21 protein-coding genes are annotated in these 24600 nt (G+C 51.9%); 17 read left to right on the top strand and 4 right to left on the bottom strand.

Annotated elements, in window-relative coordinates; translation table 11 throughout:
• Positions 1-463: 463 nt before the first annotated feature.
• From mnmG to glmS, 13 genes are all read left to right on the top strand, one after another.
• Positions 464-2353 carry a tRNA uridine-5-carboxymethylaminomethyl(34) synthesis enzyme MnmG gene (mnmG, locus tag EPIR_RS17830; protein WP_023656897.1) on the top strand — a complete coding sequence of 630 codons (1890 nt, stop codon included), beginning with the start codon at positions 464-466 and terminating at the stop codon, positions 2351-2353.
• Entirely contained in the window at positions 2350-2967 is a 618-nt protein-coding gene (gene rsmG, locus EPIR_RS17825; RefSeq protein WP_023656896.1) for a 16S rRNA (guanine(527)-N(7))-methyltransferase RsmG, read from the top strand. Before mnmG ends, rsmG begins: the two co-directional genes overlap by 4 nt.
• 735 nt (positions 2968-3702) lie before the next feature.
• Positions 3703-4086, top strand: a complete 384-nt coding sequence (atpI, locus tag EPIR_RS17820; RefSeq protein WP_023656893.1) for a F0F1 ATP synthase subunit I — start codon at positions 3703-3705, stop codon at positions 4084-4086.
• 8 nt (positions 4087-4094) lie between these two features.
• Positions 4095-4913: a F0F1 ATP synthase subunit A gene (atpB, locus tag EPIR_RS17815; protein WP_023656892.1), complete on the top strand. Its 819-nt coding sequence runs from the start codon at positions 4095-4097 to the stop codon at positions 4911-4913.
• 50 nt (positions 4914-4963) lie between these two features.
• Positions 4964-5203, top strand: a complete 240-nt coding sequence (gene atpE / locus EPIR_RS17810) for a F0F1 ATP synthase subunit C (RefSeq protein ID WP_003849523.1) — start codon at positions 4964-4966, stop codon at positions 5201-5203.
• Between the two features lie 104 nt (positions 5204-5307).
• Positions 5308-5778, top strand: a complete 471-nt coding sequence (atpF, locus tag EPIR_RS17805; RefSeq protein WP_012443145.1) for a F0F1 ATP synthase subunit B — start codon at positions 5308-5310, stop codon at positions 5776-5778.
• Between the two features lie 14 nt (positions 5779-5792).
• Positions 5793-6326: a F0F1 ATP synthase subunit delta gene (gene atpH / locus EPIR_RS17800; RefSeq protein WP_023656891.1), complete on the top strand. Its 534-nt coding sequence runs from the start codon at positions 5793-5795 to the stop codon at positions 6324-6326.
• 14 nt (positions 6327-6340) lie between these two features.
• Complete coding sequence (gene atpA / locus EPIR_RS17795; protein ID WP_012443143.1) at positions 6341-7882, top strand: F0F1 ATP synthase subunit alpha; 1542 nt, start codon at positions 6341-6343, stop codon at positions 7880-7882.
• Between the two features lie 54 nt (positions 7883-7936).
• A complete protein-coding gene (gene atpG / locus EPIR_RS17790; protein WP_023656890.1) occupies positions 7937-8806 on the top strand; it encodes a F0F1 ATP synthase subunit gamma in 870 nt (289 codons plus the stop codon).
• Between the two features lie 147 nt (positions 8807-8953).
• Positions 8954-10336: a F0F1 ATP synthase subunit beta gene (atpD, locus tag EPIR_RS17785; RefSeq protein ID WP_012443141.1), complete on the top strand. Its 1383-nt coding sequence runs from the start codon at positions 8954-8956 to the stop codon at positions 10334-10336.
• Between the two features lie 147 nt (positions 10337-10483).
• On the top strand, positions 10484-10903 hold the full coding sequence (locus tag EPIR_RS17780; RefSeq protein WP_023656889.1) for a F0F1 ATP synthase subunit epsilon: 420 nt from the start codon (positions 10484-10486) through the stop codon (positions 10901-10903).
• 222 nt (positions 10904-11125) lie between these two features.
• The gene (gene glmU, locus EPIR_RS17775; RefSeq protein WP_023656888.1) at positions 11126-12496 is read left to right on the top strand and encodes a bifunctional UDP-N-acetylglucosamine diphosphorylase/glucosamine-1-phosphate N-acetyltransferase GlmU; all 1371 of its coding nucleotides are present in this window, start codon (positions 11126-11128) and stop codon (positions 12494-12496) included.
• Positions 12497-12653: 157 nt separating this feature from the next.
• Positions 12654-14483, top strand: coding sequence for a glutamine--fructose-6-phosphate transaminase (isomerizing) (glmS, locus tag EPIR_RS17770; protein WP_023656887.1), 1830 nt, complete (start codon positions 12654-12656; stop codon positions 14481-14483).
• A gap of 142 nt (positions 14484-14625) precedes the next feature.
• On the opposite strand, the gene EPIR_RS17765 is transcribed toward glmS, so the two are convergent.
• The 4 genes from EPIR_RS17765 to EPIR_RS17750 form a co-directional block, all read right to left on the bottom strand.
• Positions 14626-15024: a hypothetical protein gene (locus tag EPIR_RS17765; protein ID WP_048698050.1), complete on the bottom strand. Its 399-nt coding sequence runs from the start codon at positions 15022-15024 to the stop codon at positions 14626-14628.
• Position 15025: 1 nt separating this feature from the next.
• On the bottom strand, positions 15026-16030 hold the full coding sequence (locus EPIR_RS17760; protein ID WP_023656886.1) for a hypothetical protein: 1005 nt from the start codon (positions 16028-16030) through the stop codon (positions 15026-15028).
• A gap of 155 nt (positions 16031-16185) precedes the next feature.
• Entirely contained in the window at positions 16186-16503 is a 318-nt protein-coding gene (locus tag EPIR_RS17755) for a phage holin, lambda family (RefSeq protein WP_023656885.1), read from the bottom strand.
• Between the two features lie 104 nt (positions 16504-16607).
• A complete protein-coding gene (locus tag EPIR_RS17750) occupies positions 16608-17855 on the bottom strand; it encodes a glycoside hydrolase family 68 protein (protein ID WP_023656884.1) in 1248 nt (415 codons plus the stop codon).
• Positions 17856-18242: 387 nt separating this feature from the next.
• Here EPIR_RS17750 and EPIR_RS17745 point away from each other — a divergent pair, with 387 nt between their 5' ends.
• The 4 genes from EPIR_RS17745 to EPIR_RS17730 all read left to right on the top strand — a co-directional run bounded on the left by EPIR_RS17745 (position 18243) and on the right by EPIR_RS17730 (position 24599).
• Positions 18243-18710: a GNAT family N-acetyltransferase gene (locus EPIR_RS17745; protein WP_023656883.1), complete on the top strand. Its 468-nt coding sequence runs from the start codon at positions 18243-18245 to the stop codon at positions 18708-18710.
• 340 nt (positions 18711-19050) lie between these two features.
• Positions 19051-22158 carry a type I polyketide synthase gene (locus tag EPIR_RS17740; protein ID WP_023656880.1) on the top strand — a complete coding sequence of 1036 codons (3108 nt, stop codon included), beginning with the start codon at positions 19051-19053 and terminating at the stop codon, positions 22156-22158.
• Positions 22155-23303 carry a MupA/Atu3671 family FMN-dependent luciferase-like monooxygenase gene (locus EPIR_RS17735; RefSeq protein ID WP_023656879.1) on the top strand — a complete coding sequence of 383 codons (1149 nt, stop codon included), beginning with the start codon at positions 22155-22157 and terminating at the stop codon, positions 23301-23303. The genes EPIR_RS17740 and EPIR_RS17735 overlap by 4 nt, the downstream gene beginning before the upstream one ends.
• Positions 23304-23309: 6 nt before the next feature.
• Positions 23310-24599 (top strand): amino acid adenylation domain protein, encoded by a 1290-nt coding sequence (locus EPIR_RS17730; protein ID WP_023656878.1) that lies wholly within the window; start codon positions 23310-23312, stop codon positions 24597-24599.
• The last annotated feature ends 1 nt before the right edge of the window (position 24600 follow it).

Raw genomic sequence — 24600 nt, 5'->3', positions numbered from 1 at the left:
AGCGGTGAGGATCGGTCAGCGATCGTCTTTCCGATCCCCTGAATTGCCTTTTATGGCTAAGAGTTTTGTAAATATTGCTCTTTTTTGCCGGTTTTTCATCCCATTCTCTGTGGATAACATGGCTAACTACCGGGTGAAAACCGGTGTTTATCCCAATAACAACTTGGTAGCCTGGCTAAGCCTGTGCATAACATGCCATTTTGATCCCAGCTTATACGGATCGGGATCACCGATCGTTCACAGTTAGTGATCGTCAGTAACGCGTTGATCGTCATTGGTAAAAAGCGCTTATCCACAGAGATCGTCGATCCTAATAGAAGATCTAATAAAGAGATCTCTAAATAAAAAAGATCTTCTTTTTAATACACGAAGATCCCGACGCTTTCCCCATCGTCTAAAGTTGAGTAGAATCCACGCCCTCAGCAACATCCCTTAATTCGCACAAGCCGCGAGGTGCAGTACCATGTTTTATCCAGATCCTTTTGACGTCATCGTGATCGGTGGTGGTCATGCGGGGACAGAAGCCGCTATGGCCGCTGCTCGTATGGGTCAACAAACCCTGTTATTAACCCACAACATCGACACGCTGGGACAGATGTCCTGTAATCCGGCAATTGGTGGCATTGGGAAAGGACATCTGGTTAAAGAAGTGGATGCACTGGGCGGGCTAATGGGCCATGCCATCGACCAGGCAGGTATTCAGTTTAGGATACTAAACGCCAGCAAAGGGCCTGCCGTCCGTGCCACCCGTGCTCAAGCCGATCGCGTGTTATACCGTCAGGCCGTTCGCACCGCACTGGAGAATCAACCTAATCTGATGATCTTCCAGCAGGCGGTTGAAGATCTGCTGGTGGAAAACGATCGTGTGGTGGGCGCAGTCACCCAGATGGGCCTGAAGTTCCGTGCAAAAGCCGTGGTGCTGACCGTAGGAACCTTCCTCGATGGCAAAATTCATATCGGCATGGATAACTACAGCGGTGGTCGTGCCGGAGATCCACCATCGATCCCACTGTCACGCCGTTTGCGTGAACTACCGCTACGCGTAGGTCGTCTGAAAACCGGAACGCCTCCGCGTATTGACGCCCGCACAATCGATTTCAGCGTGCTGGCCCCTCAACATGGCGATACCCCCTTACCGGTCTTCTCCTTCATGGGAAGTGCGAGCCAGCATCCACAGCAGGTGCCTTGCTACATCACCTACACCAATGAGAAAACCCATGAGGTGATCCGTAACAACCTCGATCGCAGCCCGATGTATGCTGGCGTGATTGAAGGTATCGGCCCACGCTACTGCCCATCGATCGAAGACAAAGTGATGCGCTTTGCCGATCGTAATGCACACCAGATCTTCCTCGAGCCGGAAGGACTGACCAGCAACGAAATTTATCCAAACGGTATCTCCACCAGTCTGCCGTTTGATGTACAGATGCAAATTGTTCGTTCCATGCACGGCATGGAAAATGCGAAAATCATTCGCCCTGGTTACGCTATCGAATATGATTATTTCGATCCGCGCGATCTTAAACCGACGCTGGAAAGTAAATATATCCAGGGTCTGTTCTTTGCCGGACAGATAAACGGCACCACCGGTTACGAAGAAGCGGCCGCACAGGGGCTGTTAGCCGGATTGAATGCCGGTCGTCTTTCTGCGGACAAAGAGAGCTGGGCACCACGTCGTGACCAGGCTTACCTCGGGGTGCTGGTAGACGATCTCTGTACTCTTGGTACCAAAGAGCCGTACCGCATGTTCACTTCGCGTGCTGAATATCGTCTGATGCTCCGTGAAGACAACGCCGATCTGCGCTTAACCGAAGCGGGTCGCGAGCTGGGCCTGGTCGATGATGCCCGCTGGGCGCGCTTCAATGAGAAGCTGGAAAGTATTGAACAAGAGCGCCAGCGCCTGCGTGATATCTGGGTGCATCCTAAATCCGAATGCGTGACTGAAGTTAACGCCGTCATCAGTGCAGCCCTGACCAAAGAGGCCAGCGGCGAAGATCTGTTGCGTCGCCCGGAAATGACCTATCTGCAACTGATGACGCTGCCCCATTTCGCGCCTGCTCTGGCAGATACGCAGGCGGCAGAGCAGGTTGAGATCCAGGTCAAATATGAGGGTTACATTGCCCGCCAGCAGGAAGAGATCGACAGACAGCTGCGCAATGAAAATACCCTGCTGCCAAGCAATCTCGATTATCAGCAGGTTAGCGGACTTTCCAATGAGTCGATCGCTAAGCTCAACGACAGTAAACCGAGTTCAATTGGCCAGGCTTCGCGTATCTCAGGCATCACGCCTGCGGCGATCTCTATTCTGCTTATTTATCTTAAAAAACAGGGCCTGTTGCGTAAAAGTGCATGATTAATCAACTTTCGGCATTACTTAAAACGGCAGGGATTTCCCTGTCCGATCGACAGAAACAGCAGCTGGTCGGTTATGTGGAAATGCTGCACAAGTGGAATAAAGCCTACAACCTGACTTCGGTGCGAGATCCGCAGCAGATGCTGGTAAGGCATATTCTCGACAGCATTGTGGTGGAGCCACACCTGGCCGGCGAGCGTTTTATTGACGTCGGCACTGGCCCTGGACTGCCGGGCGTACCGCTGGCCATTGTGCGTCCCCAGGCGCACTTCACCCTGCTGGATAGCCTGGGTAAGCGCGTACGCTTCCTGAAACAGGTTCAACACGAGCTGAAACTGGACAACATCACGCCGGTACAGAGCAGGGTAGAAGACTTTGCAGGCGAACCGCCGTTTGATGGTGTTATCAGCCGCGCATTTGCCTCACTCAATGATATGGTCAGCTGGTGCCACCATTTACCGGGGCAGCAGGGACGTTTTTATGCCTTAAAAGGCGTGCTGCCAGGGGATGAAATCGCCGCGCTGCCAGCTGGTTTCAGGGTCGAAAAAGTTAGCCCGCTCATTGTTCCACAGCTGGAAGGTGAGCGCCATCTGGTGGTCATTGCGACCATCTGACGAATTTATAAGCCATTAATCATCGCCCTTTAGCCTGTTACTCCGTGCTGAAGGGCCTGATTTTCACCCATTATTCAGCGATTTTTGTTTTTTTTTGGAGAGGGAGCGTTTTTTTTTAAATAATTCTGCTGTGAAATGGCTCTCATCTTTTGCTCACTGACCGAAATTATTTGCATTCTACTGTTACATTTAACCTGTTTTTTACATTCGATTATCACTTTATTCATTTTTTTAATCGCTTTCGTTGGCTTATAGTCACCAATGAAAATATAAAGCTGTCATTAACCTGCCCTAACTAATGGGTTTTGCTGTGTTAAATAGTTGCTACAGAAGTCAACAGCCGCTTTTAATCGAAACAAAAGGGCATTTTTATAAAAAAGTATTTTAATTTTATGATTTTGTTGGCTTTTCAGGATGGGTGATACGATTTTTTCGTGAGCTTATCGTTCATTAATCCATCTTAATATTGCGGATTTGTGATCTTGGCCACGCTTTATGCGCAAGGAATGTCGCGAGTTGCAGAAAAAAAATCACCTATTGCCGCTGTTCAGGCTTTTCGAAAAAAGGCCGTCAGAAAGAAAATTAAATAATTGTTCACCTTTTCACTACTTATCGATTGAAATCACAGGTGCGCACCGTATAATTTGCACGGTTTTTGACGCCTTACTCTGACGAGCTAAGGCAATTAATGCGACACGCGGCATACCCCAAGCCGGGCAGGGGAGTTTCAACATCATGTCAGTGTCCCTTTACAAAGTGAAATTTGCTCGGACCGTGCTGTTGCTACAGCTGGTGACCTTCGTCGTAATCGGTGTGCTGTTTTCCTTTTTTAAAGATTTGACCTGGGGTGTATCCGCCTTTGCCGGTGGGCTGGCAGCCTGGCTGCCAAACGTGTTGTTTATGATTTTTGCCTGGCGTCACCAGGCGGGGCATGAAGTAACAGGGCGGCTTGCCTGGACTTTTGCGCTAGGTGAAGCGCTAAAGGTCATTGTTACTGTTCTCGTTCTTATCGTGGCGCTGGGTGTGTTTAAGGCGGTGTTTACGCCGCTGGGACTGGCCTGGTTATCGGTGCTGATGGTGCAAATCGTCGCTCCGGCTGTAATTAACAACAAAGGGTAAGAGGCATCATGGCTGCAGGAGAAATCTCTACGCCGCAAGAATACATAGGTCATCATCTGAATAACCTTCAGCTTGATCTGCGTACCTTCGAGCTAGTGAATCCGCACGACGCTCCGGCGACGTTCTGGGTATTAAATATCGACTCCATGTTTTTCTCTGTGGTACTGGGGCTGGTGTTCCTGGTGCTGTTTCGCCAGGTAGCGAAATCAGCGACCAGCGGCGTGCCGGGCAAATTACAGGCCGCTATCGAACTGGTTATCGGTTTCGTTGATAACAACGTGCGCGATATGTACCACGGCAAAAGCAAAGTTATCGCTCCGCTGGCTCTGACGATTTTCGTCTGGGTGTTCCTGATGAACTTCATGGACCTGCTGCCTATTGATTTGCTGCCGTATATCGGTGAGCACATCTTCGGGCTGCCAGCGTTGCGTGTGGTGCCTTCTGCCGACGTGAATATCACGCTGTCGATGGCGCTTGGCGTATTTGTTTTGATTCTGTTCTACAGCATCAAGATGAAAGGCATTGGCGGCTTTAGTAAAGAGCTGACTCTGCAACCCTTCAATCACCCGATTTTCATTCCGATCAACCTGATTCTGGAAGGCGTGAGCCTGCTGTCCAAACCGGTATCTCTGGGTCTGCGACTGTTCGGAAATATGTATGCGGGTGAATTGATTTTTATCCTGATTGCCGGTCTGTTGCCGTGGTGGTCACAGTGGATTCTGAGTGTGCCTTGGGCCATTTTCCACATCCTGATCATTTCGCTACAGGCTTTCATTTTCATGGTCTTAACGATTGTCTATCTGTCGATGGCATCTGAAGAACATTGATATTTTTCTCAACACTACTGCGTTTTAACTGAAACAAACTGGAGACTGTCATGGAAAACCTGAATATGGATCTGCTGTACATGGCTGCCGCTGTGATGATGGGCCTGGCGGCAATCGGTGCTGCGATCGGTATCGGCATCCTCGGAGGTAAATTCTTGGAAGGCGCCGCGCGCCAGCCGGATCTGATCCCTCTGCTGCGTACGCAGTTCTTTGTTGTAATGGGTCTGGTGGATGCAATCCCGATGATCGCTGTTGGTCTGGGTCTGTACGTGATGTTTGCTGTCGCGTAGTAAACCGATTGTTCATCGCACTGCGTCAGTGGATGCGATGAACGGCTTCTGCCGCCGTGATTTACAGCGGCAGAAAAAGTTAACTTAACAAGAGGCATTGTGCTGTGAACATTAACGCAACAATCCTCGGCCAGGCTATCGCGTTCATCCTGTTTGTAGCGTTCTGCATGAAGTACGTATGGCCGCCGCTTATGGCTGCTATCGAAAAGCGCCAGAAAGAAGTTGCCGACGGCCTTGCTTCCGCTGAACGTGCCAAGAAAGATTTGGATCTCGCGCAGGCGAGTGCGACCGATCAGCTGAAAAAAGCCAAAGATGACGCTCAGGTCATTATCGAGCAGGCGAACAAACGCCGCGCTCAGATCCTGGACGACGCTAAGGCAGAGGCTGAGCAAGAACGTAACAAGATCGTCACCCAGGCGCAGGCTGAAATTGATGCCGAACGCAAACGTGCACGTGAAGAGTTGCGCAAGCAGGTCGCGATGCTGGCTGTTGCCGGCGCCGAGAAAATCATTGAACGTTCCGTGGATGAAGCTGCTAACAGCGACATCGTAGATAAACTGGTCGCTGAACTGTAAGGAGGGAGGGGCTGATGTCTGAATTTACTACTGTAGCTCGCCCCTACGCCAAAGCAGCTTTTGACTTTGCTGTTGAGCATCAAAGTGTCGATCGCTGGCAGCAGATGCTGGCGTTTGCCGCCTCGGTGGCAAGCAATGAACAGATGACAGATCTTCTTTCCGGCGCACTGGCGCCGGAAGCGTTGTCTGAAACATTCATCGCGATTTGTGGTGACCAACTCGACGAAGCCGGTCAGAACCTGATTAAGGTGATGGCTGAAAACGGACGTTTACCCACGCTTACCGCTGTTCTGGAACAGTTCATCCAACTGCGTGCCGCACATGATGCGACCGCAGAGGTTGAGGTTATTTCTTCCACAACACTGAGTGACGAACAGCTGGCTAAAATCAGCGCCGCGATGGAAAAACGTCTGTCACGCAAAGTTAAGCTGAATTGCAAAATTGATAAGTCTGTAATGGCAGGCGTAATCATCCGTGCGGGTGATATGGTCATTGACGGCAGCGTACGCGGTCGTCTTGAACGCCTCGCAGACGTCTTGCAGTCTTAAGGGGACTGGAGCATATGCAACTGAATTCCACCGAAATCAGCGAACTGATCAAGCAGCGCATTGCTCAGTTCAATGTAGTGAGCGAAGCTCACAACGAAGGTACTATCGTTTCTGTAAGTGACGGCATCATCCGCGTACACGGCCTGGCCGATGTGATGCAGGGTGAGATGATTGCCCTGCCGGGCAACCGTTACGCTATCGCACTGAACCTGGAGCGCGACTCCGTAGGTGCAGTGGTGATGGGTCCATACGCTGACCTCGCCGAAGGCATGACGGTGAAGTGTACTGGCCGTATCCTCGAAGTGCCGGTTGGCCGTGGCCTGCTGGGCCGTGTGGTGAACACCCTGGGTGCACCTATCGACGGTAAAGGCGCTATCGACAACGACGGTTTCTCACCGATCGAAGTGATTGCTCCTGGCGTTATCGACAGACAGTCTGTCGATCAGCCAGTACAGACCGGCTACAAATCTGTTGATGCGATGATTCCAATCGGCCGTGGCCAGCGTGAGCTGATCATCGGTGACCGTCAGACCGGTAAAACCGCGATGGCGATCGATGCGATCATCAACCAGCGCGATTCCGGCATTAAATGTGTGTACGTGGCCATCGGCCAGAAAGCCTCTACCATCGCTAACGTGGTACGCAAGCTGGAAGAACACAACGCGCTGGCTAATACCATCGTCGTGGTTGCGACCGCATCTGAATCTGCCGCGCTGCAATACCTGGCTCCTTATGCCGGTTGTGCGATGGGCGAATATTTCCGTGACCGTGGTGAAGACGCGCTGATCGTATACGATGACCTGTCCAAACAGGCTGTTGCTTACCGTCAGGTTTCTCTGCTGCTGCGCCGTCCACCGGGCCGTGAAGCGTTCCCAGGGGACGTGTTCTACCTCCACTCCCGTCTGCTGGAGCGTGCTTCCCGCGTGAGCGCCGACTATGTTGAGCGTTTCACCAACGGTGAAGTCAAAGGTAAAACCGGTTCACTGACGGCTCTGCCGATCATCGAAACCCAAGCGGGTGACGTTTCTGCGTTCGTTCCAACCAACGTAATCTCGATTACCGATGGTCAGATCTTCCTGGAAACCAACCTGTTTAACTCCGGTATTCGTCCGGCGGTTAACCCGGGTATCTCCGTTTCTCGTGTGGGTGGTGCTGCTCAGACTAAGATCATCAAGAAACTGTCCGGTGGTATTCGTACCGCGCTGGCACAGTATCGTGAGCTGGCAGCGTTCTCTCAGTTCGCTTCCGATCTGGATGAAGCAACCCGCAAACAGCTGAGCCACGGTCAGAAAGTGACCGAGCTGCTGAAACAGAAACAGTATGCGCCAATGTCCGTAGCGCAACAGGGTCTGGTGCTGTTTGCCGCCGAGCGTGGCTTCCTGAATGACGTCGAATTGGCGAAAATCGGTAGCTTCGAAGCGGCACTGCTGGCTTATGCGGATCGCGATCATGCAGAGCTGATGGCTGATATCAACCAGTCTGGTAACTATAACGGCGAAATCGAAGAGAAGCTGAAAGGCCTCCTCGAAACGTTTAAAGCAACCCAGTCCTGGTAATGTCTGGCGGCTTGTCCCTTAGGGGGCAGGCCGCAAGGCTTTGAGGAGAAGCTTATGGCCGGCGCAAAAGAGATACGTAGTAAGATCGGCAGCGTGCAAAACACGCAGAAGATCACCAAAGCGATGGAAATGGTCGCCGCCTCCAAAATGCGTAAATCGCAAGAACGCATGGCGGCCAGCCGTCCTTATGCAGAGACCATGCGCAAAGTGATTGGTCACATTGCGTTAGGTAATCTGGAATACAAGCACCCTTACCTGGATGAGCGTGACGTTAAGCGCGTCGGCTATCTGGTCGTATCTACCGACCGCGGGCTTTGTGGTGGTTTGAACATTAACCTGTTCAAGCGAGTGCTGACGGATATGAAATCCTGGTCTGATAAAGGCGTCGAGAGCGATCTGGCGATAATCGGTTCTAAAGGGATGTCATTCTTCGGCTCTGTCGGTGGCAACGTCGTTGCTCAGGTCAATGGCATGGGCGATAAACCCGCGCTGTCCGACCTGATTGGCCCGGTCAAAGTGATGCTTCAAGCATACGATGAAGGCCGAATCGACAAGCTGTACATTGTCAGCAACAAATTTATCAACACCATGTCTCAGTCTCCACAGATCGTACAGCTGCTGCCGTTACCGCCAGCAGATGATGCGGAAGGCGTTGTGAAGAAGAGTACCTGGGACTATCTGTATGAACCCGATCCGAAAGCGCTGCTGGACACGTTACTGCGTCGCTACGTCGAGTCTCAGGTTTACCAGGGTGTTGTTGAAAACCTGGCCAGCGAGCAGGCCGCGCGAATGGTGGCGATGAAAGCCGCAACCGATAACGGCGGAAACCTGATCAAAGAGCTGCAGTTGGTATACAACAAAGCTCGTCAGGCCAGCATCACCCAGGAACTTACCGAGATCGTCTCGGGGGCCTCCGCGGTTTAACCAGGTACTGCTCAGGCGATGAAGCTGGCGGTAAAGGGGTGAGCCATGACGCGTTTACCTGGTAAGCAATTCAGGTGATCGGGTACCGCTAACCCCGCTGCGGCTTCATAAACGTCGGGTAGAAATGAATTAGGTAGAGGATTCAAGATGGCTACTGGAAAGATTGTCCAGGTAATCGGCGCCGTGGTTGACGTCGAGTTCCCTCAGGACGCAGTACCACAAGTGTACAGCGCCCTTGAGGTTAAAAATGGTGATGCTCGTCTGGTGCTGGAAGTTCAGCAGCAGTTGGGCGGTGGCGTGGTTCGTACCATCGCCATGGGTTCTTCAGACGGCCTTAAACGTGGTCTGGAAACCGTTGACCTTCAGCACCCAATTGAAGTACCGGTAGGTACTGCAACGCTTGGCCGTATCATGAACGTGCTGGGTGAACCAATCGATATGAAAGGCGACATCGGCGAAGAAGAGCGTTGGGCGATTCACCGCTCTGCTCCTTCTTACGAAGATCAGTCGAACTCTCAGGATCTGCTGGAAACCGGCATCAAGGTTATCGACCTGATGTGTCCGTTCGCCAAGGGCGGTAAAGTTGGCTTGTTCGGTGGTGCGGGTGTCGGTAAAACCGTCAACATGATGGAGCTGATCCGTAACATTGCGGCTGAGCACTCAGGTTTCTCGGTATTTGCCGGTGTGGGTGAGCGTACCCGTGAAGGTAACGACTTCTACCACGAAATGACCGACTCCAACGTTATCGACAAAGTTTCTCTGGTCTATGGCCAGATGAACGAGCCGCCGGGTAACCGTCTGCGTGTTGCGCTGACCGGTCTGACCATGGCTGAAAAGTTCCGTGACGAAGGTCGTGACGTACTGCTGTTCATCGATAACATCTATCGTTACACCCTGGCCGGTACTGAAGTATCTGCTCTGCTGGGTCGTATGCCTTCTGCGGTAGGTTATCAGCCAACGCTGGCGGAAGAGATGGGCGTTCTGCAGGAACGTATCACCTCAACCAAAACCGGTTCAATCACCTCCGTACAGGCCGTTTACGTTCCTGCGGATGACTTGACTGACCCGTCGCCAGCCACCACCTTTGCTCACTTAGATGCAACCGTGGTATTGAGCCGTCAGATCGCTTCTCTGGGTATCTACCCGGCAGTTGACCCGCTGGATTCCACCAGCCGTCAGCTGGATCCGCTGGTTGTTGGTCAGGAACACTATGACACTGCGCGTGGCGTTCAGTCACTGCTGCAACGTTATCAGGAACTGAAAGACATCATTGCCATCCTGGGGATGGACGAGCTGTCAGAAGAAGACAAACTGGTGGTAGCACGCTCGCGTAAGATGCAGCGCTTCCTGTCCCAGCCGTTCTTCGTGGCAGAAGTGTTTACCGGTTCTCCAGGTAAATACGTGTCTCTGAAAGATACCATCCGTGGCTTTAAAGGCATCATGGACGGCGAGTTCGACCATCTGCCAGAGCAGGCTTTCTACATGGTGGGTTCCATCGAAGAAGCCGTGGAAAAAGCGAAGAAACTGTAATCAGACAGCCCTGAATCATTCGGGCTGCATTAAGGGCAGCAAAAGCGTGAATCTGCATGTTACTCGAACGGGTGATGCGGATGACCGAGTAAGCCAACCCAGATGCAGCCTGAAGGTGAAAGGGGATAGTTTCCCTGGAGGTTAACTATGGCCATGACTTTTCACCTGGACGTTGTCAGCGCAGAACTGCAGATGTTCTCCGGTACTGTGCAAAGCATCCAGGTATCAGGTAGCGAAGGTGAGTTGGGTATTCGCCCGAACCACGCCCCGCTCCTGACCGCCATTAAGCCTGGTATGATCCGCATCGTTAAGCAGCACGGTGATGAAGAGGTGATTTACCTCTCCGGCGGCGTGCTGGAAGTGCAGCCTGGTGCGGTTACCGTTCTGGCTGACACGGCGATCCGTGGCAGCGATCTTGATGAAGCGCGTGCTCTGGAAGCGAAGCGCAAAGCCGAAGCGCATATGAACAGCTCTCACGGTGATGTTGACTTCGCGGTGGCGTCTGCGGAACTGGCTAAAGCGATCGCCAAACTGCGTGTGATCGAGTTGACCAAAAACGCGATGTAACTCAGGTTTAAGTAGTAGAAAGCCAGTCAGGAAACTGACTGGCTTTTTTTATGGTTTTTGCCCGCCGCATATTCCGGCGGCCGCAACCCTGATAACCAACGGCAGGTGCGCCAGAATATATGAGCCGCTAGCGACTTGAGATGTTTTTTTCCGAAAAATATGTAGTATTTGACGGGGTAAACCGCTTAACTTTCATTTCATAAAAGATTAGTCAGGATGTCTATGTCAAACCGCCCGATGAGCGTAGTGATCCTTGCCGCTGGCAAAGGAACCCGCATGTATTCCGACCTGCCGAAAGTGCTGCATTTACTGGCAGGGAAACCGATGGTGCAGCACGTGATAGACGCGGCCAGGAAGCTGAATGCGCAGCGCGTCAATCTGGTTTACGGGCACGGGGGGGAGCTGCTGAAAACGGCCCTCAACGATCGGTCCCTGAACTGGGTGCTACAGGCGGAACAGTTGGGCACGGGGCATGCGATGCAGCAGGCCGCGCCTTATTTTGCTGATGATGAAGACATTCTAATGCTGTACGGCGATGTGCCGCTGATATCCAGCGAAACGCTGCGCCGTCTACAGGAAGTCAAACCCGATGGCGGTATTGGCCTGCTAACGGTCAACCTTGATAATCCGACCGGCTATGGCCGTATCATCCGTGAAAACGACCGGGTGGTTGGCATCGTCGAGCAGAAGGATGCCGCACCTGAGCAGCTGGCGATCGGCGAAATCAACACCGGTATCCTGCTGGCGGGTGGCGCGGATTTGAAGCGCTGGCTGAGCAAACTGACCAATAACAATGCGCAAGGTGAATACTACATCACCGATATTATTGCACTCGCTCACCAGGAAGGCCGCCAGATTGAGGCAGTGCATCCGGCGCGCACCACTGAAACTGACGGGGTAAACAACCGTTTGCAGCTGGCAACGCTTGAGCGTGTTTACCAGGCTGAGCAGGCAGAAAAACTGCTGCTGTCCGGCGTGATGTTACAGGACCCCGCACGTTTCGACTTACGCGGCACGCTGGAACACGGTCGTGATGTGGTCATTGATACCAACGTCATTATTGAAGGCCACGTCAAACTCGGCAACCGGGTGAAAATCGGCAGCGGCTGCGTGATTAAAAACAGCGTGATTGCCGATGACTGCATCATCAGTCCGTATAGCGTGATTGAAGATGCACGGCTGGCTGACGAGTGCAGCGTTGGGCCGTTCGCCCGCCTGCGCCCCGGTAGCGAGCTGGCAGAAGGGGCACACGTCGGTAACTTTGTCGAAATGAAAAAAGCGCGGCTCGGTAAAGGCTCCAAAGCCGGTCATCTCAGTTATCTTGGCGATGCGGAAATCGGTGCTAATGTTAATATTGGTGCCGGCACCATTACCTGTAACTATGATGGCGTTAATAAATCGAAAACGATTATCGGTGATGATGTGTTTGTCGGTTCAGATACCCAGCTGATCGCGCCGGTTAGCGTGGCGGCGGGCGTCACTATTGCTGCCGGTACCACCATTATGAGAAATGTTCCGGCTGCCGGACTGGTCTACAATCGTAAAGAGCAGCAGCTGAACGCCAGCTGGCAACGCCCGCAAAAGAAAAAGTAAGCTTCTTCAGGTTGTGGTTTGCCACAGCCCGAAACCCGCAGTAAAGATAAAAATAATCCCCACTCTCTACAAGGCTCGGGGAACCGGAATATACCGGAATAATCAGGTCAGAAGACAACGCTGATGGCTAATCTGTCATCATGTCAGGAAAACTACTATGTGTGGAATTGTTGGTGCTGTAGCGCAGCGTGATATTGCAGAAATACTGCTGGAAGGGCTGCGTCGTCTGGAATATCGAGGCTATGACTCTGCCGGTCTGGCCGTTGTTGACGCTAACGGTCAGGCTACCCGCCTGCGCCGCGTTGGCAAGGTGAGCAACCTGGCTGCCGCAGCGGAAAATACGACGCTGTCGGGGGGAACAGGCATTGCGCACACGCGCTGGGCCACGCACGGAGAGCCGTCGGAGGGTAATGCCCATCCGCATATTTCCGGCGACATAATCATTGTTCACAACGGCATTATTGAAAATCATGAGCCGCTGCGCGAGCTGATGATCGGGCGCGGATATACCTTTACCTCCGAGACCGATACCGAAGTGGTCGCGCATCTGGTGAATTGGGAGCAGCAAAACGGCGGCTCACTGCTTGACGTGGTGCAGCGTGTTATCCCGCAGCTGCGCGGTGCTTACGGCATGGTTATTCTGGACAGCCGCGATCCGTCTACGCTGGTTGCTGCGCGCTCCGGCAGTCCGCTGGTGATTGGTCGTGGCGTGGGTGAAAACTTTATCGCCTCTGACCAGGTTGCACTGCTGCCGGTCACGCGCCGTTTTATCTATCTGGAAGAAGGCGATATTGCGCAAATTACCCGCCGTGATGTGATGATTGTCGATTGCAGCGGTGATGTTGTGCAGCGTCGCGAAATCGAATCGAATACGCAGTACGATGCTGGCGATAAAGGCGTTTACCGCCACTACATGCAGAAAGAGATTTACGAGCAGCCGGTAGCGATTAAAAACACGCTTAGCGGTCGCTTTAGCCACGGAGCCGTCGATCTCTCGGAGCTGGGCGTGAACGCTGATTCGCTGCTGGCAAGCGTCGAGCATATTCAAATTGTCGCCTGTGGCACCTCATACAACTCGGGCATGGTTTCGCGCTACTGGTTTGAGTCACTGGCGAACGTGCCGTGCGACGTGGAGATTGCTTCAGAATTCCGCTACCGTAAATCTGCGGTGCGGAAAAACAGCCTGCTGATCACCCTTTCCCAGTCCGGTGAAACTGCCGATACGCTGGCGGCACTGCGTCTGTCGAAAGAGCTGGGTTATCTGGGATCGCTGGCTATCTGTAACGTGGCTGGCTCCTCCCTGGTGCGTGAATCGGACCTGGCGTTGATGACTAAGGCGGGTACGGAAATCGGCGTCGCGTCGACCAAAGCCTTCACTACCCAGCTCACCGTACTGCTGATGCTGGTGGCAAAAATTGGCCGTCTCAAAGGCATTAATCCACAGGTGGAACAGGATATTGTTCACTCCCTACAGGCGCTGCCGAGCCGTATTGAGCAGATGCTGTCACAGGATGAACTGATTGCATCCCTGGCAGAGGATTTCTCTGACAAACATCACGCGCTGTTCCTCGGTCGTGGCGATCAGTATCCGATTGCGATGGAAGGGGCGCTGAAGCTGAAAGAGATCTCCTATATTCACGCCGAAGCCTACGCCGCTGGTGAGCTGAAACATGGCCCGCTGGCGCTGATCGATGCCGATATGCCGGTGATTGTGGTTGCGCCGAACAATGAGCTGCTGGAAAAGCTGAAGTCGAATATCGAAGAAGTGCGCGCCCGTGGCGGCCTGCTGTATGTCTTCGCCGATGCGGATGCCGGTTTTGCTAACAGCGAAGGGATGCGCATTATCCCGCTGCCGCATGTTGAAGAGGTGATTGCACCTATCTTCTACACCGTACCGCTACAGCTGCTCAGCTACCATGTGGCGCTGATTAAAGGTACTGACGTGGATCAGCCGCGCAACCTGGCGAAATCGGTGACGGTGGAGTGATGGTCAATCGTTAACGGGAACGGCTGAAAAGCCACGGTTAACGCAAAAAGCCCGGTAGCTGTTAAAACAGCGTACCGGGCTTTTTTTCAGAATATTGCGCCAGCCCCCGTATTGAGGCCGTATTTAAGATATGATAAACCCATCATAAGAAGTATTTTAATTTAATATGCATGACTATACCGTAAATAATAACAAATGAGCAGCATGCCATGCTAATATTCCATAAGTAATAAAAGGTGGGCATCCATTTAGTTAACTCAACGTTTTTGTTATCAAAAAAGCTATACGCTTTATCATCCCTTTTTACAAACAGGATCTTTTTTTCTCTTTTTAACCCTAAGAAAAAGTATACGATTGGCGCGGCTCCAAAAAAACCAACAAGGCAATGAAATGAATAAGGTGTTGGAAATATATATTCCTTCTGGAACAGAGATAATAAAGTGTAATATTTTTTTCTGTTAAATGCATACCATACTATCGATGCAATGAAACAGATGACACCGACAATGACAATGACCAAAGAACCATAATTAGCAATCATCTTACTTACCATAATCTTGAAATATCATATCCACACCAAATTCAGCTGCCTTGCTTCCAACGTAGCCACCAGCCATTGAACCCACTACTGCACATGCAACACCACCTGCTCCTGCTGTGACGATGCCTATGGCAGCACATGCAGCCAAACCAGCAGATGCACCTACCGTTCCGGAACCAATTCCCGCTGCTGTGCTTAACGTGAATTTTGTATACTCCTTAAATGCAAATTTCCCGCACTCATTTTCTCTACCCGTGGTGCAGGCATTAACAACATCGTTCGTAGTGCCGGCGAAAGAAAAACCGATGCCGATATAACCGCCATATTTAAGAAAGCGAGCCGCTTTAGCCGCATTGCCAACAAAATTAGAATAACCGGGGATGCCGTTGATGCCCACTGTGGACCACTCATGAACAATAGAACGGCTGGAAAGATTTAGTGCCCTGCGCATATCTTCGTAGGGTTTAAATTTTATCGAATGGCGGATAAGTGACTTCACGAGGGGTTTATTTACCAGCGTTTTTAACTGGTTGAAAAGCTGGTTACGTTCAACAAAAAACTGCTGGCTAACAAGCGTACCCTGAGTCAGGTACTGGTTCTGATAGCTGACCTCAATTTTTCTCAGTGTCTGTTCTATCGCGGAAAAGTATTTCTCCCCAATATCACCCCCCATACTGAAGATTTGATCTCCTGCGCTGGTCAACCCGGCAATCATGCCGAAATGCTTCTGAAGAAAGCTGGCCTCCTCTGCACCGACACCAACGAAAGCCATATTGGTTTTCTGCTTTGCCTGTCTCAGTCTGTGCAGTATTTGGGGTGTTACTGGTGCATTGGGGTCGGAAACAATCAGTATCTGTCCGGGCATCAGCCACTGCGTATCGGCATTCAGTTTCATAAACAGGCTGGCAGCCTGCGAACGCGTATCTCTGAACAGCAATCTGGCTTGGAAATCCAGAGTGCCGGGGTGTTCCACAATGCAATATCCGGGGGCAATATCTCGCACCATGCGTCCGATCTCCGTCAATTCTTTGCGATTTAAGGCGTTAATGATACTCGGGGAGGAGGAGATGCCAAAGGGATTTAGGAGCACAGTTCATGGCTGGCTGAAGATTGTGCAAGCGGTGGTGTGGACCACCAATGACATCGCTTAAGCCGTTATTTTTACTGCTTTTTAATGCGTGAGCTGAGGTACAGAGACAGGTAGTTGCTGATTTTTTTTACGCCAACAAAACCAATAAAGCCACCGATAGCGACCGTCATATCTCTGGGAATGTGGAAAAAATTCATTGCTGAAACCGTAGTGAGTGTTAAAGCACCACAGAGTAACCCCTCTATTATCGTATTCCCTTGCGATTCTCCCGAGTATTTCATGCGCAGGACGGACATGCCCACGGCCATTAATACACCACCGATGGGAACGTCACCACGCCACCAAGATTTCACCACCTCTAATATATTAATATTTAACCAGTACATCATATGAACTCCCGGAAAGAGACTAAACATCATAGCGAAGCAAAGATACACTGCGCCCATTATGAAAATGTCAGTCAGCATTAGCTGACTGACATTGGTTTATAGGGTTATTTTACGATAATGTCTTTCATTGCCGGAATATATCCATAGTCGAAGCTATCAACAACAAATGAACGATCGCCTTTCAATAGAATTTTCACGGTCGGTGCTTCAGTGCCACCAATACGGTAGTCTTTTTCTCCCCAAGGCACACTGTCAATAAAGGAGGTAACCAATCCATTCGGCATGACATAGTGTGAATATGTCTGGAAAGGTTGTGAGGATGGATTACCCAAAACCAGGCCAGAGCTGTTCATCGGAGTATATGGGCCGGTGAGATGATCACTGACAAAACCATATACGCCGTCAGGGCCGGTCAGATTATCGGCATAAGTGTACTTATGGCTAATGGTGAACAGATAGTATTTGCCATCCTGGAAGACAAAGTGCGGGCGTTCAGTCTGATCGTTTACGCCAACGGCAGTAACGAGCGGAGGCAGGATTTCCCACTCATCTCCCGATAAATCTTTGGCAACAGCCAGACCAATACAGCCGACCTGATATTTTGACCCACCGACATCTTCGTAACCTGGGGGTACGTTACCCATCTCATTTTGGGTAATTTCGTGCGAACCTCGCACCCCCGCCACGTTCCCTTCAAACAGCATATATAGCTTGCCATCTTTTCTGTCAATAAACGGACTAGGGTCACGGAAGTTCCAGAAGGCGTTCTGTTCTTCTGTCTGGTAAATCTTACCGTCGGCAGAGAAAAGTGACTTCACATGTAAAAAATCTTCCAGGCTTACACCCTCATCAGAAGTGACAATTTTACCGCGAACTTTGGCAATGGTCGCACCTGGGGTGACACAGGTATAATAAAGGTCAATATCGCCTTTATCGTTTAACAGGATTGGCGTACCCGCCCATTCACGAGTCGTTGGCGAAACACCTTCAGCCATTACCCGACCGCCAAAGATCCAGTCTTTACCGGTGCGTGAATACCAATAACAAATACGTGCGTGGCCATGCCTGTCTTCCCAGTCACGTTTAATATCGTAGTTGCCATTTTCATCCTGGAATTCCGGGCTATTAGGGTTGCGATCCGCTGTCAGCGTAAAAATAACACACCAGCCATTGACTGAGACAATATCACCGTGGAGGTCTCGTAATGGCATTGTATCCCAAATAAATACCTCGTCACTCATTACCGGGAATTCGACATCAACAAGAGGTTGAGTTGTGGTCGGATCATCCTCATTAACTTTTAATGCGTCGGCACGAGTCCACGGAGTAGGTGTATAATTTAATTCAGACATGTATTACCTCATTGGTTATTTTGGATGCCTTCTCATTGAAGGTGTTTATATTAATAACCTTTTATTTATCTAAATCACTCTTGTTGTGTTGTGTGGTTTTCAGGACATGTCTTTTGTATCAAATATGTGTTTTTAATTATTCATGACGAAAGTTTAGTCGATAAGTTTGTTGTATTATGAGTTGAACATCTTTCAGTTATTGACGATGACTTCCAGTTAAGTTTCTTGGAAATAAACTCATCAGATAAAGCTGGTATAGTGACAATCAGGTGTATACCTTTCTGATAAACTATAGTGATAGCAGCGTCAGCTTCAGGTTTTCACTCCTGTCGCCGAATGGCCTGTCAAACACGACACCGGTATGTTGAATAAGAGCAGGAGGATTAAATGGTTATTGAGATTGAATCTATTCCACAACCGTCTGAAGACGAGCGTGTAAAAGACCTTATCGCTAGATTGAATCATACGTTAAAGGGGATGACGGGCAGTGATGGCAGCATTAATGCAGATCTTGCCACCTTCTCCCAGACTGGGGGATTATTCTTATTAGCATTGAAAGATGGGGAGCCTGTCGGCTGTGGGGGCTATCGTCAATTAGATCCAGTGACTTGTGAAGTAAAGAGAATGTTTTCATTGCCCGCAGGAAAAGGCACAGGAAAAGAAGTGCTTAATATCCTTGAGGAGAAAGCCAGGGATGACGGATACCAACGCATTTGGTTGGAGACCAGAAAAATAAACCAGAATGCGATTGGTTTCTATCTCAATAATGGGTTTCATGTTATTGAAAATTATGGTGTTTATAGGGGGGTGCAGGATGCGGTGTGTTTTGAAAAGAGACTAAAGATCGGTGATTGAACTATAAGTAAAAACGATATTTACTTTCCGCAATAGTAAAAATAGATGCTGATTTTGCGGTAATCGGTGATTTTTTCGTAATGGGGTAGATCTGATTTACCACACTTTTCCATATGATTTTTCTATGTCTTGCATTTTTGTTTCAATTCTATTGACATTGCTTTACAAACGCGGGTAAATTATTTTATCAGCGATTTTATTATATTATAATTCATTATTTTTAAATGCTTTCCTAGTTTTTAATTAGGACTTTTCGCACTCCCAGGAAATAAGATGTTTATAAACAGGCCTGTTTATATCAGGTCTTACGTTGTTATAAATAAAATACTTGGTGGCTGTGATGAGCATAGCGATTGTTGGCATGCAGGGCGTTTTCCCCGATGCAGGAAATGTGGATGTTCTTTGGCAGAATATCCGTTCAGGAAAAATATCGATCCCCTCCTTCGCCCCCACCGTTGAGGAAAAACCCGGTGAAACCTGGGTGCACCGGCGTCCGCTCCTGAATAACCCACAATGGTTTGATGCGGCGTTTTTTGGCTACAGCGATATTGAAGCAGAAGCTCTGGATCCCCAACTGCGTATGCTTATGGAGCAGGCCTGGCTGGTACTTGAGCAGGCCGGGGGGTGCGAACAGCAGCAGCGCCTGCGCACGGGGATTTTTGCCGGTACTCGCCATTCCCGTTATCTTGAACAGCACCTTCAGCATAGCCCGCGACATCTGGCTGCGTTGGGGGCCGATTATCTGCAAATGATGAACAGAAAGGACAGTGCCGCCACGCTCCTGGCCTATCGACTTGGATTAGGCGGGCCTGCTATCAGCGTGAATACCGCCTGTTCGACATCTCTTCTTGCCGTCCATCTCGCCTGTAACAGCTTACTGACGTGGGAATGTGATATTGCCCTGGCGGGCGGTGCGGCGATCCCTGTCTTTGCGCCAGAATCACAATTAGCCGTACCCGGCGGATTTTTATCTCCGGATGGATTCTGTCGGCCGTTTTCACAACGGGCGAACGGCACCATTGATGGTGCTGGCGTTGCCGTGGTGGCCCTGAAACGGCTGGAGGACGCTGAACGTGATGGTAACGCGATTCACGGCGTGATCCTCGGCAGCGCGGTAAATAGCGACGGCAACGATAAGGTGGGGTATGCGGCACCGGGCGTCAGTGGTCAGACGAGGGTTATCAGCGATGCGCTGGCGGTAAGCGATGTTGACGTCAACAACGTGGGCTATCTGGAAACGCATGGCACGGGAACCCAGTTAGGCGACTCCATTGAAATTAGCGCACTGAAAAAGGCATGGTCATCGCATACTGACCGTACCGGGTTTTGTGCGCTGGGTTCGATAAAAGCCAATATTGGTCATGCCGGGGCTGCGGCAGGCGTCATCGGGCTGATCAAAACCTGCTGTGCAGTGCGTGACGGTATTATTCCCCCTCTTTCGCAGTGTGAAACGCCGCACCCGGCGCTTAAATTAGCGCAGTCACCGTTCCGTATCCCCCACCAGGAAGAGCGCTGGCCGTCACAGTTTCCCGTTCGTCAGGCGGCAGTGAGCAGCTTTGGTATTGGCGGTACGAATGTCCATCTTATCCTGCAACAGCCGCCAGAAAACACGCCCCGGCCTGAAGTCAACCCGCAGCCATCGCTGTTGCTGGTTTCGGCAAAAACGGCGTCGTCGCTGGTGGCTCAGTGTCAACAACTGGCATCCGTTCTGGTCAACCGCAAAGATGCCGACTTACCCGGCCTGGCGGCGACGCTGGCGTTGACCCGCAACCATTTTCCCTACCGCCTTGCGGTAGCCGCTGAAGAGATCGGTCAGGCAGTAAAAAAATTGCAGGCCGTGACCGTTTCCGGGGTCATTCCCACTCCGGGGCAGAGAGAAAAGAGTGTTTTAATGTTCCCCGGACAAGGCTCACAACATCCGCAGATGACGCTGGGCTTGTACCGTCAAAATGCCGCTTACCGTCACTGGCTGGATCGGGTTGCGCAAAGTATGCAGCGGGAAGGGGTAGATCTGATGGCATTACTCGAATCAGATGCTGACACGCTACAGGCAACGGCTAACGCCCAGCCTGTGCTTTTCGCTACCGGCTGGGCATTGGCCCAATGGTGGCGACAGCACGGCGTGGAACCCGCATTGCTGATAGGTCACAGCATTGGGGAGTGGGTGGCAGCCTGCCTCTCCGGGATTTTTTCCCTCGATGATGCCGTACGCCTTGTCTGTTTGCGGGGTCGCCTGATGCAGGCGGCAAAACCAGGACGCATGCTCTCGGTCGATTTGGATGCCAACAGCCTGCAATCCCTGCTCACGCCGGGGCTTGAAATTGCCGTTATCAACCAGCCAAAAGCCTGCGTGGTCGGGGGAGATGAGGCTGAACTGGCGTTATTTGAGCAGCAGCTTGAATCACAAGGGATCGGCTGCCGTCGGCTGCGGACTTCACATGCTTTCCATACGGCCTCAATGGCACCTGCCGCCGAAGCCTTTGCCCAGGCTCTCCACGCCACGCCCCGACAGCCTCCGTCGATACCGATTATTTCAAACCTCAGTGGAGAGTTACTCACCGACGAGCAGGCTTGTTCTGCCCGTTACTGGGCCGACCATATTCGCCAGCCGGTGCAGTTTGCCCGTGGGCTGGCAACGGCTGTCGACCAGGGGGCCGAGCTGTTTCTAGAGTGTGGCCCCGGCACCGTACTGGCTTCGATAGCACAAGGGGCAGGCGTTGTGGATGTTCCGGTGATCGGTAGCCAGCCACATGCTTCGCGCACCACCTTGTCAGCCGTTGCGCTGCTTCAGGCGGCGGGTGAGCTTTGGTTAAAGGGAGTTAGCCTGGATCTGCCCGCGCTGATCGGTACGCACATCGACCTGCAACGCTATCAACTGCCTGGCTATGCCTTTGAACGCCACGACCACTGGGTGAAACCCCATCCGGTTGCAGATATGACCGTCCTGAGTCAGTTACTGGCAGAACGCGGTGTCAGACTGACGTTGGATGGAGAGCATTTCCAGAGTGGAGAAGAGATTAACGCCTTGTTTCGTCAGCTTACTGCCCCTCAGGCAGATCCTGTATCCCCCCCTTCTGCCAGGAGCAACAGCATGAATACATCCGCACTCCCCAGCCCAGAGATCGACAACGATATCCAGCAGCAGATTACCGCCATCTGGCAGGAGGTTTTAGCCGTAACGGCCATCACGCCTGACGATAACTTTTTCGATCTCGGGGGTAATTCACTTTGGGCACTGCAGATTATCAGCAAGGTTAACGCCCGCTTTGGTTGCGAAATTCATCTTACCGAGCTGCTTAATGCTGCCACTATCGGCGATCTTACGCGTCTGGTCGAGCAGCGTTTATTTAGCAGCGTTGATGAGGATGAGCTCAATCTTTTACTCAGTGAACTTTCAGAAGAAGAGCTGGAATCCTTGTTACAGGAAGAGCAGGGTCGCGCCGGATGAATGAATTTATTAAAGAAAAGCTGGCCGCATTGACGCCCGCGCAGCGTGAGCAGCTGCGTTTACGTAGCCAGCGCCGCCAGCAGCAGACGCAGCCTGAAACGGTGGGGAACATGGACTTCAGCCTGTTCTTCTTTTCCGCCAGTGATGAAGAGAACCGCGACAATAAATATGAGCAGCTGTTCCGCTGTGCCGAGTTTGGCGATCGGCAAGGATTCAAGGCTATCTGGATACCCGAGCGCCATTTCACTCCCTTTGGTGGACTCTATCCCAACCCGTCTGTGTTAGCGGCCGCGCTGGCCGTACGCACTGAAAAACTGGAGTTGCGTGCGGGCAGTGTGGTTGTCCCTTTACATAATCCGCTGCGCATTGTCGAAGAGTGGTCGGTGGTCGATAACCTGTCCGGGGGGCGGGTCGCGCTGGCGCTGGCCAGCGGTTGGCATCGCAGTGACTTTGCCATGCGGCCTGAAGCATGGCCTGACCGGCGTCAGCGCGTGGCGGACGGCATGGAGCAGATGCAGCGTTTGTGGCGAGGAGAAGCGGTCAGCGTACCGGGTGTTGATGGCGAAAGTATCGAGGTACGAACATGGCCGAGACCGATACAGCCAGAGCTGCGCTACTGGCTAACCTGTAGCTCCCCCGAGGGCTGGATCAAAGCCGGAGAGCTGGGTTGTCACGTCCTCTGCATGATGGGCAACTCGCTTAGCCTGCTGGAAGAAAATATTGATAACTATCGGCAAGCCCGGCAGCGCTCGGGTCACGATGCGCAAAGCGGTATCGTGACCGTCATGATCCACACCTATCTTGATAACGATATTGCACGGGCAAAAGAGAGAGTTCGTGAGCCGATGCTGCATTATCTCGAAGGCTATATTCGCCAGTACGACACTCTGGTGGATGCGGATACCCGACAGAGCGTCCACGCTAATAAACAACAATTCCTTGAATTTGCCTTTGAACGCTATTTCGAACAGGCGGCGCTGTTTGGGCCGGTAGATAAATGCCGTCGTCTGATCCATAGCCTGAATGCTATGGGGGTGGGAGAAATTGCCTGCCTGATTGATTTTGGTCTTCCTACTGATGTCACGCTCGCCAGCCTGACACTGCTCAGTGAACTTATCCCCGCCACCCCAGCCAGCCAAAGGTAAACTGATATGTCTGATGCCTCTTCAACATTTTCTACTTTGACGCCAGAAGCAAAAAATAAGCTGCTCGCGCACCTGGCCAGGCGAGCCCGTAGCAGCAATGAGATCCAGGAAACGCTGGAAACACACCCTGCTCACTGGCTCACGCTGGATCAGCGCCCGCTGCTGACGCTGTTCGCCGTAGGAGAAGAACAGCCCGTTGATGCGGTATCGATTACCTGCCTGAACGATCGGGTGGTTGGGGAAGGTTTCTCCTTACGTGACGTCACGCATGGGATCTGCGGTGACCTACCGCTGTTGAGTAATGTGCGCCAACTTGCTGAAGGACGTATTGCGACGCTGACCCTGCCGCGCACCTATGGGCAAATTTATTCGCAGAGCCAGGATGTGGTGCGGCTGGTCGAACAGAGCCTGAATATTGCCCGCACGTTGGGCGCAAAAGCGGTGTCACTGACCGGACTGATCCCCTCGGCAACAGGTTATGGGGCTGCCATTCGACATCAACCCGGGCAGCCGCGCATCACCACCGGACATGCAACGACCACCTCGGCCGTGGTGTTATCACTGCAAAAGCTGCTGCAAACTGCCGGGCGTCACCTGGCGGATGAGGATCTGAGCTTTATCGGACTGGGTTCGGTGGGAACGGCCACGCTGTCGCTGATGCTGCGCGTGCTGCCGCATCCGCGCAGACTGACGCTGTGCGATCTTTATACGCGAAGTGAAGAGCTGACGCGGCTGATGCGCCATCTGCGCGAAGAGTTGCACTTCGAAGGAGAACTGCGTTTTGCGCCGTCGCAGCGTGTCTGCCCGGATGAAGTTTATGCAGCCACCACCCTGGTGGGCGCAACCAATGTGCCCAATGTGGTGGATGTCTCGCGCCTGCGGCCGGGTACGCTAATCGTCGATGATTCCGATCCGCACTGCTTTGACGTTGCCAGCGCCATCGATCGTCTGACCACCCAAGGCGACATTCTTTTTACCGAAGGGGGAGCCTTACGCGCGCCGACAGAAATAGAGCATCGCATTTACGTGCCTAAAGCACTGGAATGGGCGCTTCAGTACCCGGCTGATGATGACAACGCTCACCACATTACCGGATGTATTCTGTCTGGCCTGCTTTCCGCTAAATTCGACTACCCCACCACGCTGGGCATGGTGGAACCCCTGCATGCCGTCACGCATTATCAGGCGCTGGTAGAGCGCGGTTATCAGGCGGCGAATCTCCACTGCGGCGCCTGGCGAGTGCCTGCGGATGCCATCAGCGCCTTCCGTCGTCAGTTTGGCAGTCTGGAGGGATAAA

Source organism: Erwinia piriflorinigrans CFBP 5888 (assembly GCF_001050515.1).
GTDB classification, from domain to species: Bacteria; Pseudomonadota; Gammaproteobacteria; order Enterobacterales; family Enterobacteriaceae; genus Erwinia; species Erwinia piriflorinigrans.
The sequence above is the reverse complement of the archived record's forward strand: the minus strand, read 5'-3'. Positions and strand labels throughout refer to the sequence as shown.

Coding starts and splice junctions, on each gene's coding strand:
- EPIR_RS17745 (WP_023656883.1), top strand. CDS start 18,243: ATGGTTATTGAGATTGAATCTATTCCACAACCGTCTGAAGACGAGCGT.
- EPIR_RS17750 (WP_023656884.1), bottom strand. CDS start 17,855: ATGTCTGAATTAAATTATACACCTACTCCGTGGACTCGTGCCGACGCA.
- atpE (WP_003849523.1), top strand. CDS start 4,964: ATGGAAAACCTGAATATGGATCTGCTGTACATGGCTGCCGCTGTGATG.
- glmS (WP_023656887.1), top strand. CDS start 12,654: ATGTGTGGAATTGTTGGTGCTGTAGCGCAGCGTGATATTGCAGAAATA.
- atpA (WP_012443143.1), top strand. CDS start 6,341: ATGCAACTGAATTCCACCGAAATCAGCGAACTGATCAAGCAGCGCATT.
- atpH (WP_023656891.1), top strand. CDS start 5,793: ATGTCTGAATTTACTACTGTAGCTCGCCCCTACGCCAAAGCAGCTTTT.
- atpG (WP_023656890.1), top strand. CDS start 7,937: ATGGCCGGCGCAAAAGAGATACGTAGTAAGATCGGCAGCGTGCAAAAC.
- EPIR_RS17765 (WP_048698050.1), bottom strand. CDS start 15,024: ATGATTGCTAATTATGGTTCTTTGGTCATTGTCATTGTCGGTGTCATC.
- EPIR_RS17780 (WP_023656889.1), top strand. CDS start 10,484: ATGGCCATGACTTTTCACCTGGACGTTGTCAGCGCAGAACTGCAGATG.
- atpI (WP_023656893.1), top strand. CDS start 3,703: ATGTCAGTGTCCCTTTACAAAGTGAAATTTGCTCGGACCGTGCTGTTG.
- EPIR_RS17755 (WP_023656885.1), bottom strand. CDS start 16,503: ATGATGTACTGGTTAAATATTAATATATTAGAGGTGGTGAAATCTTGG.
- rsmG (WP_023656896.1), top strand. CDS start 2,350: ATGATTAATCAACTTTCGGCATTACTTAAAACGGCAGGGATTTCCCTG.
- atpB (WP_023656892.1), top strand. CDS start 4,095: ATGGCTGCAGGAGAAATCTCTACGCCGCAAGAATACATAGGTCATCAT.
- glmU (WP_023656888.1), top strand. CDS start 11,126: ATGTCAAACCGCCCGATGAGCGTAGTGATCCTTGCCGCTGGCAAAGGA.
- EPIR_RS17760 (WP_023656886.1), bottom strand. CDS start 16,030: ATGGTGCGAGATATTGCCCCCGGATATTGCATTGTGGAACACCCCGGC.
- EPIR_RS17730 (WP_023656878.1), top strand. CDS start 23,310: ATGTCTGATGCCTCTTCAACATTTTCTACTTTGACGCCAGAAGCAAAA.
- atpD (WP_012443141.1), top strand. CDS start 8,954: ATGGCTACTGGAAAGATTGTCCAGGTAATCGGCGCCGTGGTTGACGTC.
- mnmG (WP_023656897.1), top strand. CDS start 464: ATGTTTTATCCAGATCCTTTTGACGTCATCGTGATCGGTGGTGGTCAT.
- EPIR_RS17740 (WP_023656880.1), top strand. CDS start 19,051: ATGAGCATAGCGATTGTTGGCATGCAGGGCGTTTTCCCCGATGCAGGA.
- EPIR_RS17735 (WP_023656879.1), top strand. CDS start 22,155: ATGAATGAATTTATTAAAGAAAAGCTGGCCGCATTGACGCCCGCGCAG.